The sequence below is a fragment of the Sulfitobacter geojensis genome (assembly GCF_000622325.1).
Taxonomy (GTDB): domain Bacteria; phylum Pseudomonadota; class Alphaproteobacteria; order Rhodobacterales; family Rhodobacteraceae; genus Sulfitobacter; species Sulfitobacter geojensis.
Window position 1 is genome coordinate 453,104 of record NZ_JASE01000005.1, and the last position, 12,973, is coordinate 466,076.

Below are 12,973 nucleotides of genomic sequence, written 5' to 3' on the forward strand. Positions count from 1 at the left end.
CGGGGGAAAGTTTTTGCATCAGGAGCAACCGCCATGTCCAACGCCCAACTTGAGACCGCCATCGAAGCTGCATGGGACGCCCGTGACCAGATTACCTCCGCGACGACTGGTGAAGCCCGCGATGCGATTGAGGATACGTTGAATGCGCTGGATAGCGGTGCGCTGCGTGTCGCTGAGAAACAGGATGACGGCAGCTGGCATGTGAACCAGTGGGCCAAAAAGGCTGTTCTGCTGGGGTTCCGCATCAAGGATATGGAACATCAGGACGGTGGACCGCAAGGTGCCGGCTGGTGGGACAAAGTTGATTCCAAGTTTAAAGGCTGGGGTGACGATCAGTGGAAGGCCGCAGGTTTTCGCGCTGTGCCTAACTGCGTCGTACGCAAGTCAGCCTATATCGCGCCTGGCGTGGTTTTGATGCCCTCGTTCGTGAACATCGGTGCATATGTTGATACCGGCACAATGGTGGACACTTGGGCGACTGTCGGCTCCTGCGCACAGATCGGCAAAAACGTACACCTGTCCGGCGGTGTGGGTATCGGCGGCGTTCTGGAGCCGATGCAAGCCGGCCCGACAATTATTGAAGACAACTGTTTCATCGGGGCGCGGTCGGAAGTCGTCGAGGGTTGTATCGTGCGCGAAGGATCGGTGCTGGGCATGGGTGTTTTCATCGGCCAGTCGACCAAGATTCTGGACCGTGAAACCGGCGAAGTGATGTATGGCGAAGTGCCTGCAGGATCCGTTGTTGTTGCCGGTTCGATGCCGTCGAAAAACGGTGTGCATCTGTATTGCGCAGTGATCGTGAAACGCGTGGACGAGAAAACGCGTTCCAAGACTTCGATCAACGAGTTGTTGCGCGACTAAGCATAGGACTTTTCAAAATCGCCGTATCGCGCTAGGGCTGCTTTTCAACTGAAAGGCGGCCCTTTCCATGTCAGACGATAAAAAACCCAAGAAACCGTCACGTCAGCAGGTGTTTACCCTGCTGGTACAGATCGGCCGCAAAGACGGTGACGGTCTGCCAGACAAAGCGACCGGCGCGGCGTTGATGTGCTTTGCCTCTGGCATCGACGAAGCGGAAGCGGTGCGTGAAACCGTAGCGATCCTGAAACAGGCCGACACTAACCCGCTGGATGTGACCGGCTATGGCACCTTGGCCGAGCGCGAAGAAGAAGGTCACGAGATCGACGATGAAGAACGCGCATTGATGCAGCGGGCTTTGGACGAAAATTCGGTCATTATCGCGCAGATGACGCCCTTTTTCGACTAGGCTGCACGCCGGCGCGCCAGATGGATCGCGTCATACCAGCGCAAAACGTGATGCGCGGGGCGCGGATGTTCGGGCAGCAGGGCGCGGTCGAAACTGTGCAAAAGACTGCTTTGCAGATGATGTTCCTGCCGCCGGATGCGCCCGACGTAGATGCTTTCGACAAATGTACCGGCCGCTAGCAATGTTTCGTGGCGGGGCAATAATAGCTGGCTGTATGTGATCATCGGGCCGCAAGGTTCGGTCAGCGCGGCAAAGCCGTTGACCAAATGGCGGGCAGGCACCAGCACAGCCTCTTGGCTGAACAGATACTCCACCTCCGGCCCGTCGATGATCAAACGCTGGTCGGGGGCAACAATGATATCCTGTTGCAGCCCGAAGTAAGGGGCGCGCAGGCGGATCGGGCGGAAACTGCCACGCGCCGGAACCGTCCGTTTAAGACGTTGTAAAACGGGAACCACGCCATCATCACGTGTCATCACAGTATCGCCGCGCCTTAAATCTGACGCAGGTTTATACCCCCAAGGGGTCGCCAGTGGCGTGGCGGGCAGAAGCGTGGGCATCGGGCCAATCGGCTCAATCTGATCCGACAAGGCGGCGAAGATCATGTCGGAGGCAAAGGTTTGATCATTGCGTCCCAGCATCAGGTCACGAATGTCGTCGAGGGACAGCGCGCGCGGATTGTCGATGTAGACACTGCGAACTTCTGTTTCCTCGGGTTTTTCAAGGGTCATGCGGCCCCAGTTTGACGCGACATCCCAAGAATAGGTAATGCGCACGACATCGGTGCGGCCCGCTTCGGCATGCTGGATGGCGGCATGTGAAATTTCGTCGTCCTGCACTTGAACCATCGCGATTCCGCCGCCCGGAATGGCCTGAAAAGTCAGGCTGCGCAGCTTGGGAAACGTGTTCTTATAGCCGAACAAAACTTGCGGGCGTCCGTCCGCTGACAGGCGTGTTTCAAACATGATGCTGCCTTGGGACAGCACGGTATTCGGGTTATCTGCCAAAAGCGGCGCGTCTTTCTTGTCGCAGCCCAATCCGCGCAGGGACAGCCGCCGGTCCTGATGATCACATAGCGCCAGCCACGTCATTTTAGGCCACCTTGGCGGCGCGCAGCAGGTCCGCCTCGTAACGCTTCAGAGTGCGGCGGGCCGCAGGGGAATAACCCTGGCCGGTTTCAGGATCAATTTCAGGAAAGATCGCGCAGATTTCGTCGACGATTTCGCGTTCAAAGCTTTTGGTGGTCTGCGGACCAGGAAGGAAGCTTTCTGTCTCCAGCCCTTCGGAAAACACAACTTGATGGCGATCAAACAACAGATGAACATAGGTCACCTCGCCCCCTGCGCGCCGGCGCACAGAGCGGTCATTGACCAGATCTCGCGCTGCGATCAGCACTTCAGCTTCGCCAAACAACAGTTCGGCCAGATTGTCGCGGATCAAAACGCGATGCAGCGGCGAAACCAGCAAATCGCGGTGCATGCCAAAGGTATTTGCGCGGATGTGTATCGGGGCGAAATCGCCGGTCGCGGCAACTTCGCGTGTGCCGATCCAGCGCAGGGGCTGGGGGCCATCGTCCTGTGTCAGCACCAGGTCACCGGGCACAAGTGTTTCGGCAGGGCGCTCGCCCTCCGGCGTGGCGATCATGGTGCCTGCGACAAAGCACGGGACACCGGTTGCGTTGACAAACCCTACATCCGTGTCGATGCCATTGTCGATCGTATAGGTGAAGTTGAAGTTTTCGACATCGCCATCACCGGTTACGGTAAAAGTGCCATCGGCGTTCAGTTCGACGGTTTGACCGGTCGGAAGAGTGATCGTGTCCCCCGCCACGACATCAACGCCGTTGATCTGCGTAATGGTCAGGCTGCCGGGGCCATTGTTGATGTCATTGGCCAGCACGTCGATAACTTTGTCGCCATCGGGGAACAGATCAATGTTATCCGACAGGGCGACCAGACCGGTTTGTACGGAATCGCCTGCGATCAGCAGATTTGAGTCATAATTGGTATCAGACACGTCCGCGATTGCGATGCGGATGGAATTTGTCTCGCCGGCGTTCACGTTCATCGTGAGCGTTAGCGTGATGGTAAAGCCGTCCATCTCGGTGTTGAAGTCGTCATTCTGGTTGTTGACGTACATGTTGATATTGTTGGTGGTGTTGACGTTGCCGGGATCAACGTCGCCGTTACCGACATCCATCGGCACCAGACTGCCATTGACCCAGACGCCAACAAAATCCTGATAGATCGAGTTTTCGAACTCGGGATATTCTTCGGACGAAAAGATAAACTGCATCGTCATGATGTCAGTGTCGGGGATAAAGTCTACGTCCAGCGTTGCCGCGTCATAGGTTCGCGCGCCGGCGGCAGAATTGTATTGGCCAAAGTTGTTTGTACCGGATGTATTCGTCGAGGTGTCGGTGTCTTGGTTTGCTTGGCCTGAGGAATTGGTAAAGTCCTGCGCGTTGCCTGTCGACATGATGACGCCAGTATCTCCGGGGGTGACGCCCGGTGCGACAGCATCACCGCCAGTATAGATGCCGGCACTGTCATTATCCCCGTAATAGGTGGCACCCGTGACAGTCACACCATTGCCAAAGATGGTTTGCGCCATTTGGGTGGCTGTGGTGCCTTCGCGCACCGTATTAATCGGAAGTTCTGATGCCGCTACCATTGTCCTGCCTCACACCTTGGGACCGGATAGCAATGATCAGCACAGAATTCTGGACGCAAAGCGCCCGTGTCTGTCTTGTGGTGGTGCGGTCGGATCGGCCCTGTTTTCAGGTGCTCGGGGGACTGCGGTACTGCTGATGCCCTGCCTCGGGTCATATTATTGACTTAATGTTAACAGGTGGCGCGGCGGCTGTTAAGCATTTCCTTCATGCGCCCCCTTGGCGCCGCGCCTTTTTCGCCACAAAAGAAGGGGGTTATCCGGTTTTCGCCTGAAAAGGCCGCTCTTGTCTGAAAAGGAACGCCTATGTCGCCTGTTGATCCCGTTGCCCTTACCGCCCGATTGGTCCGCTGTGCCTCTGTAACGCCTGCGAACGCGGGTGCGTTGGAAATTTTGGAAGAGTTGCTTAGCGCGGCCGGTTTTGATTGCGCTTGGGCGGATCGCGGTGGCATTCGCAACCTGTTTGCGCGCTGGGGCAGCAAAGGGAACACGCGGTCTTTCGGATTTAACGGCCACACAGATGTTGTCCCAATCGGGAACGAAGCAGACTGGTCAATGCCGCCCTTTGGCGCTGAAATCAAAGACGGCATTATGTACGGGCGCGGCACGACCGACATGAAATCAGGCGTCGCGGCATTTGCCGCGGCTGCGGTGGATTTCGTGCGCGACACGCCCCCGGATGGATCGGTGGTGATTGCCATCACGGGTGATGAAGAGGGCGACGCGATTGACGGCACAACTGCCCTGCTTGAGCATATGCAGAACAATGGCGAACGTATGGATGTCTGTCTGGTGGGTGAACCGACCTGCCCTGATGTGATGGGCCAGATGATCAAGATCGGTCGGCGCGGATCAATGACGGCGTGGATTGCTGTGACCGGTACGCAGGGCCATTCCGCTTACCCGCACCGCGCCAATAACCCGCTGCCTGCCATGGTTCGGCTGATGGATCGTTTGGCTTCGCATGAACTCGACGCGGGCACCGAACACTTCGATCCGTCAACCTTGGCTGTGGTGACAGTGGATACCGGAAACCCCGCGACCAATGTGATCCCTGCATCCTGTAGCGCGGCGGTAAACATTAGGTTCAACGATAGGCATTCAGGGGAATCCTTGACCAAATGGCTTGAGGAAGAGGTGAGGAGGGTGCGGGCCGAATTCGGTGTCGAAATCGAGATGCGCATCAAGGTGTCCGGCGAAAGTTTCATCACGCCACCCGGCGCACTGTCCACGCTTGTCGCGAACGCGGTCACGGCAGAAACGGGCGTGACACCGGAACTGTCCACAACCGGTGGCACATCAGACGCACGGTTTGTCAAAGCGCATTGTCCGGTAGTGGAATTCGGGCTGGTCGGTCAGTCGATGCATCAGGTGGATGAGCATGTTCGCGTCGATCACATCCATCAGCTCAAGTCCATTTATACACGCATCCTCAAGGACTATTTCGCGTGAGTGTAACGATCGCCCTAACGGATGATATCGAAGCATGTCGCACGCTGCGCCGCGTGGTGTTTGTAGATGAACAAGGCGTGTCAGAAGCGGATGAAATCGATGATCTGGACGATGTTTGCCTGCATCTGCTTGCGGTCGAAAATGACATTCCGGTCGGAACTGCGCGGGTTCATATCACCAAGGGTTTGGCGAAGATCGGTCGTGTTTGCGTGCTGAAATCCCATCGAGGCACGGGGTTGGGGGCGTCCTTGATCCGCAAGGCGCTGGATGTGTCACGGGGCAAAGCAGCGCAGGCCAAGCTCGGGGCACAGACCCACGCCATCGGGTTTTACGAAGCATTGGGGTTCACGGTCAGCGGCCCGATTTTTGACGATGCCGGCATTCCACACCGCAACATGGTGCGTGACCTATGAAGGGCACATTGATCATCATGGTCAAAGAGCCGCGGCCCGGCCGCGTGAAAACCCGCCTTGGTCGCGACATTGGCCTTACTGCATCAGCGTGGTGGTTTCGCCATCAAACGCGCCGCCTTTTAAGGCGGTTGCGTGATCCGCGTTGGGATATTGTGCTGGCCGTCAGTCCCGACCGCGAAGGGATGCAAAGTCGCGTCTGGCCACAGGAGTTACAGCGTCGCCCGCAAGGGCGCGGTGATCTGGGCGCGCGCATGGCGCGGGTGCTGGGGCAGGTGCCCCGGGGACCTGCCTGTTTGATCGGTGCCGACATCCCCGCCATCACCCGCAAGGAAATTGCACAAGGGTTCGCGGCGCTGGGCAATCACGATGCGGTGTTCGGACCCGCACCGGACGGCGGTTTCTGGTTGATCGGCCTGAAGCATCCCCGCCGCCAACCACCGCATTTCTTCAAGAATGTGCGCTGGTCCAGCGAAAACGCACTGGCAGATAGCATCGCGACCCTGCCGGATCACCGCATTGCCCGCATCGCGACCCTGCGGGATGTAGATACGGCTGACGATTTGCCCATGACGTAGGCCATGCCGCGTGATACGTCCGGCAGTATGAATAAAATACCTTCCAAAGCCGAGATTCTTGAGTGGATCGAACAGAACCCGACCCTGACGGCCAAGCGCGACATCGCAAAAGCGTTCGGCATCAAGGGGTCTGCGCGGATTGATCTGAAACAGCTTCTTAAAGAGCTGCAGGCCGAAGGGCATTTGGAAAAGCGCAAGAAATCCTATCAAGATCCTGATCGCCTGCCGCCAGTGTCGGTATTGGTTGTCACAGGGCCCGACAGTCAGGGTGACCTGTTTGCCAAACCGATGGAATGGCACGGCGAAGCCCGCGAACCGAACGTGCTGTTGATCCCCAAAGCTGGCGATCCGGCGCTGGGTGAAGGCGACCGTATTCTGGCGCGGCTGACCTTGGTCAAGGACGACACTCACGCCTATGAGGGGCGGTTGATCCGTCGCATCGGGACGAACCCGAAAAAGCTGCTGGGCGTCTTTCGCAAGCGCAGTGAAGGCGGGCGGATCGTCCCCATCGATAAGGGCGCGGATCGCGAATGGACGGTTTCCGAGGGCGACATCAACGGTGCCAAAGACGGTGAGTTGGTCGAGGCAGAGCAAGCCGGCCCAAAGGGCCGTATGGGGCTGCCCAAGGCGCGGATCACCGACCGATTGGGCGACCCGTCTGCCCCCAAGGCCGTGTCACTGATTGCAATCCACCAGCACGGCATTCCTGACGTGTTTCCAGATGACGTTGTAGCACAGGCAGATGCAGCCACGCCTGCGGGGCTGGACGGGCGCGAAGATCTGCAAGAACTGCCGTTGATCACGATTGATCCGTCAGATGCGCGTGATCACGATGATGCCTGCTATGCCCATGCGGATGGCGATCCCAAGAATGAAGGCGGCCATGTTGTTTGGGTCGCGATTGCCGATGTCGCGGCCTATGTCACACCGGATTCCGCACTGGACCGCGAGGCGCGCAAACGTGGTAACTCCACCTATTTCCCCGACCGTGTGGTGCCGATGTTGCCCGACAGGTTGTCGGGTGATCTGTGCTCACTGCATGAAGGCGTGCCGCGTGCCTGTATAGCCGTGCGCATGGTGCTCGACGCCAAGGGTAACAAGCTGTCGCATACGTTCCACCGCGGCCTCATGCGCTCGCCTGCGTCGTTGCATTACGAAGAGGTGCAGGATGCCATCGACGGGCGGCCCAACGAGCGCACAAAACCTTTGTTAGAGCCTGTATTAGAGCCGCTTTATGCAGCCTACGCGGCCTTGCAGCTGGCGCGTGCCGAACGTCAACCGCTTGATCTTGATCTGCCCGAAAGGCGTGTGGAACTGGCAGAAGACGGCACTGTTAAATCGATCAACTTCAAGGACCGTCTGGACGCGCACAGGCTGATTGAAGAGTTCATGGTGCTGGCCAATGTCGCTGCGGCCGAGACTCTATTGGCGAAAAAGGTACCGCTATTGTACCGCATCCATGAAGAGCCCTCGCCAGATAAACTCGAAAGCTTGCGCGAGACGGCACAGGCGTCGGGTTTTACGCTGGCCAAAGGGCAGGTGTTGCAGACACGGCATCTGAACAAGCTGCTGAACGATGCCGCCGGAACGGATGAGGCCGAGTTGATCAACCTGTCGACCCTGCGGTCCATGACGCAAGCCTATTACGGCCCTGCGCATATTGGGCATTTCGGTCTGGCACTACGCTCTTATGCGCATTTCACCTCGCCCATTCGCCGTTATGCGGACCTGATTGTGCACCGCGCGTTGATCACCGCGCACGGTTGGGGCAAGGACGGTCTGCGCCCTGAAGATTTTGAAAGTCTTGAGCAAACCGGCGCGCATATTTCCGATACAGAGCGCCGTTCGATGGTTGCTGAGCGCGATACAACCGATCGCTATCTGGCCGCCTATCTGTCCGAACGTGTCGGCAACGAATTTACCGGCCGTATCAGCGGCATCGCGCGGTTCGGTGTGTTTGTGAAGCTTGATGAAACCGGCGCTGACGGGTTGCTGCCGATGCGGGCATTGGGGCGGGAATATTTCCATCACGATGCCGAAACACAGACCCTGCGCGGATCCGACACCGGCATGATCATCAGCCTTGGTCAACGTGTCAAAGTGCGTCTGGCAGAGGCGGTGCCGGTCACAGGTGGTATATCGCTGGAATTGCTGGAACTGGAAGATCAGAAGATCAAGCAGGGCAGCAGATCACCGGCCGGGCGTAACCCGCGCCGGAAATCAAACAAAGCCAAGCGCAAGAAAGACAAGATCAAGCGCAAAGTGTCGCGGACGCGGCGGTGACTGGCTGGTTCATCGCGTCGCTTGCGCGGTCGATATAACGACAGAGAATTTCATCTTCTGCGATGCGCATTTTCATGCGAGGGTTCCCCGGTGTCGCGCGCATGTTGGCCAGCATTGCCGCCACAGAAGCGTCTGCTGCTGTTGGTTTATTCCCAAACAGAAATGGGCCGTGCCAAAGCCGTGTGGTGATGGCCTGTAAATCACTTTCCAACCGGTCCAGACGTTCCTGTGGTGTAAACCGTCCCAGCCCCTGCGCATGCATGCCGCGCATTAGCGTCTTGCGCAGTTTGTTGGTGATCGTTCCCCGCAACAGACGTGGAATCGCGGAGAAATAGGTGTCGCGGATGATGGGCCAAACCGTGTCATCGCCCCAACGTTCCATGACGACGTGGAAATACATGTGTTCCTCGGCCATGCGGATAAAAGCGCGAGAGGTGGATTTTTCCATGTCCGTCAGCCCGGCGTCAAAATCAGCGCCTCGCGTTTCAAGATAGCTGCGGATGTTTTCACTGTCGGGGATGATGCGTTCATCCACGCGGATGGCAGGCAGTTTCTGCTTTGGCATTTTGCGCGGGTCGGGAGTGTCTTGGCGCGCCCAGTTTTGACCCGACATGTTGAGCAGCCAGATTGCTTTTATGCAGAAGGGACTCGCGGCAGGCTGGCCGAATGATGCGGGGTATGTGATGAGCGTGATCATGTGTCTGTCCTTGTTGATGTTAGCCTGTCCTAACATCGGATGCTGTCAATTTTTGTCAGTATGGAGTAAGGATAGGGCATGACCCGCACGCACCGCCTGTTCCAGTTGATGACAACCCTGCGCCGGTTACCTGCGCCGGTTAGGGCGACGCAGCTTGCCGATGAAATGGGCACGTCTTTGCGCACGGTTTACCGTGATATTGAGGCGCTGCGCGGTTTAGGGGCGGTGATCGACGGCGAAGCTGGTTTTGGCTATACCTTGATCGAAGATGCCGCGCTGCCGCCGTTAGGTTTTGAGGATGACGAGCTTGAGGCGCTGGTGTTGGGCCTGCGCGACGTTGCGGTGATTGGGGATCCGGCGCTTGCGAAAGCGGCCGAAACGGCGCTGGCCAAGCTGACGGCGCGTGTTCCGCCGCGCCAGGCACATCGTTTGCAACATGCCATTCTGGACGCGCGCCGGTTTTTCCGACCCGCCGCACCGCGCATTGACGTGGCCGGTCTGCGCGCCGCAACATGGGAGGAAGAGACCGTGCGGTTTTCCTATACCGACGGTAAGGGCGCACCCACCACCCGTGAGGTTGATCCGCTGGGACTTGTGTTTTTGCAGGATACAAACATGTTGATGGCATGGTGTCATTTGCGTCGTGATTTCAGGGTGTTCCGGTTGGATCGAATGGATGATCTCGCGCGGACAGGCCGCAGTTTCAGACCAAGGCGTGTGCCTATGTTGCGAGACTATACCGCGATTTTGAGGGCCGAAGCGCTGGATCGGGCGGAACGCCGCGCGGACAGATGAAAAGGGTGTTGCCGGTTCAACGGGCAAGTTAGGCTGTCGTTGAGCAGCAATTCTGAATGGGGAAACCTATGTATCGTCGTGCGATCCTGATCTTCATGGCCTTTGTGTGGTCGGTCCCTGTTTGGGCAATTGGGCCGGAAACCTCAGTAAGGCCGGCAGAACGTCAAATCAATGTCACTGATCAGACCGATCGTTCGCAAACCGATGCAGGATTGGCCGATTGGATCGCTGGCTTTCGCACCCGTGCATTGGCGCAAGGCATTGATGGGACTACTTTTGACGTCGCTTTAAAAGGCGCCACTTATGATCCCGCGATTATCAAACGCGACCGCAATCAGGCCGAATTCACCAAGACGATCTGGGATTATCTGGATACGGCGGTATCCGATTTGCGCATTGCAAACGGGCGCAAATCGATGGGACGGTTTCAGGACACCTTGAACCGGATCGAAGCGACATATGGCGTTGAAAAAGAGGTAATCGTAGCGATTTGGGGGCTGGAAAGTGCTTACGGTACGTTTCGTGGCAGCGCTCCGGTCCTCAATGGGCTTGCGACGCTGGCCTATGATGCGCGCCGCGCCGCGTTTTTCGAAGGTGAGTTGATTCACGCCCTGCGCATTTTGCAGGACGGGGATACGTCTCCAGCGTTGATGCGCGGCAGTTGGGCGGGTGCCATGGGCCACACTCAATTTATGCCTTCGTCTTTCGCAGCCCATGCGGTGGACTTTGACGGTGACGGCAAACGAAACATCTGGGGGGAAGATCCCCGCGATGCTTTGGCTTCAACAGGCGCGTATCTTAAGCATTTTGGCTGGACGGCAGGGCAACCATGGGGTGTTGAAGTCCGCCTGCCGGCAGATTTTGATTATACGCTGGCAGATCGCGGCAATACCCAACTGCCAAGCGTTTGGGCGAAGCTGGGCATTGCGCCGTTAAACGGTGCGTTTGATGACGCAGATGGCGTCGCGTCGATCCTTTTACCCGGGGGCGCGGAGGGGGCGGCATTTATGATCTTTGCCAATTTCGCGGTGTTGGAAAAGTACAATACCGCCGACGCCTATGTGATCGGCGTGGGACATTTGAGTGACAGAATAAATGGTGGCAATGGCATACAACACAGCTGGCCACGCCATCTGCGGGCGCTAAGCAAGCCCGAGCGGATCGAACTACAGAAACGACTGACGGCAGCAGGGTTTGATACGGTCAAAATTGACGCCAAGATGGGCCCGCTTACGATCAACGCGGTACGGAATTTTCAGAAAGCCAAAGGGCTTGTTCCCGATGGCTTTCCGTCGCTTTCCGTGCTGGATCGTCTGCGTGCATTGTAGGTCGCGGATACCCCCGTGTTAAGACGCGGCTTTTAGCATGTCCTTGTCTTTCAGGTCTTTATAGGTTGCGTCCAGCGCCTGTTTTGCGCGTTTTGCGAAAACGTCAATTTCTTCGGGCGTGATCACCAAAGGCGGGGAAATGATCATCCGGTCGCCAACGTGGCGCATTACCAGATTGTTGTTAAAGCAATGTTCGCGGCACATATAGCCGACGGTTCCTGCGTCACCGGCAAATTTGGCGCGGCTTTCTTTATGCGGTGTTAGGGGCAGGGAGGCCATCAGGCCTGACACATTCACGCCGCCAACCAAGGGGTGCTCGCCCAGATCTTTCAATGCAGCGTGCAGCGCGGGCATGGCCACGTTACGGATATGGGACATCAGGTCTTCTTCCTGCATGATCCGCAGGTTTTCCATCGCGACAGCGGCACAAACCGGGTGGCCGGAATATGTGTACCCGTGATTGAATTCGCAGGCGTTGATAACCTCGGCGATCTCGTCCGAGACAATAGAGCCACCAATGGGCGCATAGCCAGATGACAGCCCTTTCGCGATGGTCATGATGTCGGGTGTGATGCCCATTGTTTCGGATCCGAACCAGTTGCCCGTGCGCCCAAAGCCGCAGATCACCTCATCCGCGATCAGCAGGACGTTGTATTTCTTACAGATACGCTGAATTTCAGGCCAGTAGGTCGCCGGCGGGATGATGACGCCACCCGCGCCCTGCACCGGTTCGCCGATGAAGGCGGCAACTTTTTCTTCGCCCAGTTCAAGAATTTTTGCTTCGAGTTCCTGCGCGCGGGCAAGGCCGAATTCTTCAGGTGTCTGATCACCGCCTTCGGACCACCAATCCGGCTGGCCGATGTGGTGAATGCCCGGAATCGGCATGCCGCCCTGTTCGTGGATGTAGGTCATGCCGCCCAAAGAGCCGGACCCGACCGAAGAGCCATGATAGGCGTTCTTGCGGCTGATGATATGTGATTTTTCCGGCTGGCCCTTTTCGGCCCAATAGGTGCGCACCATCCGCAGATTGGTGTCGTTGGCTTCAGACCCTGATCCGGCGTAAAAGATGTGGTTCAGATTGCCCGGCGCAAGCTTTGCCAGTTCCGCCGACAGGGCAATCACAGGCACATGGGTGGTTTGGAAAAACGTATTGTAATAGGGCAGTTCATTCATCTGGCGCATCGCGACCTGACCCATTTCAGGGCGACCGTAGCCGAGGTTCACACACCACAGCCCAGCCATTGCGTCCAGAATTTCATTGCCTTCGCTGTCGGTCAGGTAAACGCCCTTGGCACGTGTGATAACGCGCGCGCCTTTTGCGGCCAACTCGTCGCCGGTGGTAAAGGGGTGCATGTGATGCGCAGCGTCAAGCGCCTGTAGTTCGGCGGTAGGCAAATGGTTGGTGATTGCGGACATGAAGATCGACCTTTGCGGAGGGAAAAACAACTTCGCCCCAGAATATGATCAAATTATGCAAAGTCAATCGAATCGCG

The 12,973-nt window shown here is 57.4% G+C and carries 12 protein-coding genes; 8 read left to right on the top strand and 4 right to left on the bottom strand.

The genetic code is table 11. From position 1 onward, the window contains the following. Positions 1-33 precede the first annotated feature (33 nt). Together dapD and Z947_RS0104255 are read left to right on the top strand one after the other, a co-directional pair. Positions 34-861, top strand: a complete 828-nt coding sequence (dapD, locus tag Z947_RS0104250) for a 2,3,4,5-tetrahydropyridine-2,6-dicarboxylate N-succinyltransferase (RefSeq protein ID WP_025043075.1) — start codon at positions 34-36, stop codon at positions 859-861. Between the two features lie 67 nt (positions 862-928). After that, positions 929-1,267: a hypothetical protein gene (locus tag Z947_RS0104255; protein ID WP_025043076.1), complete on the top strand. Its 339-nt coding sequence runs from the start codon at positions 929-931 to the stop codon at positions 1,265-1,267. On the opposite strand, the gene Z947_RS0104260 is transcribed toward Z947_RS0104255, so the two are convergent. Both Z947_RS0104260 and Z947_RS0104265 read right to left on the bottom strand, forming a co-directional pair. Next, complete coding sequence (locus Z947_RS0104260; protein ID WP_025043077.1) at positions 1,264-2,358, bottom strand: Hint domain-containing protein; 1,095 nt, start codon at positions 2,356-2,358, stop codon at positions 1,264-1,266. The genes Z947_RS0104255 and Z947_RS0104260 overlap by 4 nt on opposite strands. A 1-nt stretch (position 2,359) precedes the next feature. Next, a complete protein-coding gene (locus Z947_RS0104265; protein ID WP_025043078.1) occupies positions 2,360-3,940 on the bottom strand; it encodes a Hint domain-containing protein in 1,581 nt (526 codons plus the stop codon). 303 nt (positions 3,941-4,243) lie between these two features. Here Z947_RS0104265 and dapE point away from each other — a divergent pair, with 303 nt between their 5' ends. Genes dapE through rnr form a run of 4 tightly spaced genes read left to right on the top strand, consistent with a single transcriptional unit; the run spans position 4,244 to position 8,660 of the window. Then, on the top strand, positions 4,244-5,389 hold the full coding sequence (gene dapE / locus Z947_RS0104270) for a succinyl-diaminopimelate desuccinylase (protein WP_025043079.1): 1,146 nt from the start codon (positions 4,244-4,246) through the stop codon (positions 5,387-5,389). Then, positions 5,386-5,802, top strand: a complete 417-nt coding sequence (locus tag Z947_RS0104275; RefSeq protein WP_025043080.1) for a GNAT family N-acetyltransferase — start codon at positions 5,386-5,388, stop codon at positions 5,800-5,802. Before dapE ends, Z947_RS0104275 begins: the two co-directional genes overlap by 4 nt. Continuing rightward, the gene (locus Z947_RS0104280; protein WP_025043081.1) at positions 5,799-6,377 is read left to right on the top strand and encodes a TIGR04282 family arsenosugar biosynthesis glycosyltransferase; all 579 of its coding nucleotides are present in this window, start codon (positions 5,799-5,801) and stop codon (positions 6,375-6,377) included. The genes Z947_RS0104275 and Z947_RS0104280 overlap by 4 nt, the downstream gene beginning before the upstream one ends. Before the next feature lie 27 nt (positions 6,378-6,404). Continuing rightward, positions 6,405-8,660: a ribonuclease R gene (gene rnr / locus Z947_RS0104285; RefSeq protein WP_025043082.1), complete on the top strand. Its 2,256-nt coding sequence runs from the start codon at positions 6,405-6,407 to the stop codon at positions 8,658-8,660. Here the strand turns inward: rnr and Z947_RS0104290 are convergent. Next, a complete protein-coding gene (locus Z947_RS0104290) occupies positions 8,629-9,357 on the bottom strand; it encodes a glutathione S-transferase family protein (protein WP_025043083.1) in 729 nt (242 codons plus the stop codon). The genes rnr and Z947_RS0104290 overlap by 32 nt on opposite strands. 78 nt (positions 9,358-9,435) lie before the next feature. Here Z947_RS0104290 and Z947_RS0104295 point away from each other — a divergent pair, with 78 nt between their 5' ends. Then, positions 9,436-10,152, top strand: a complete 717-nt coding sequence (locus Z947_RS0104295; protein ID WP_025043084.1) for a helix-turn-helix transcriptional regulator — start codon at positions 9,436-9,438, stop codon at positions 10,150-10,152. Between the two features lie 56 nt (positions 10,153-10,208). Next, entirely contained in the window at positions 10,209-11,480 is a 1,272-nt protein-coding gene (locus tag Z947_RS0104300; protein ID WP_240477509.1) for a lytic murein transglycosylase, read from the top strand. An 18-nt stretch (positions 11,481-11,498) separates the two neighbouring features. Here the strand turns inward: Z947_RS0104300 and Z947_RS0104305 are convergent, their stop codons facing one another. After that, positions 11,499-12,896, bottom strand: coding sequence for an aspartate aminotransferase family protein (locus Z947_RS0104305; protein ID WP_025043086.1), 1,398 nt, complete (start codon positions 12,894-12,896; stop codon positions 11,499-11,501). Between the last annotated feature and the right edge of the window lie 77 nt (positions 12,897-12,973).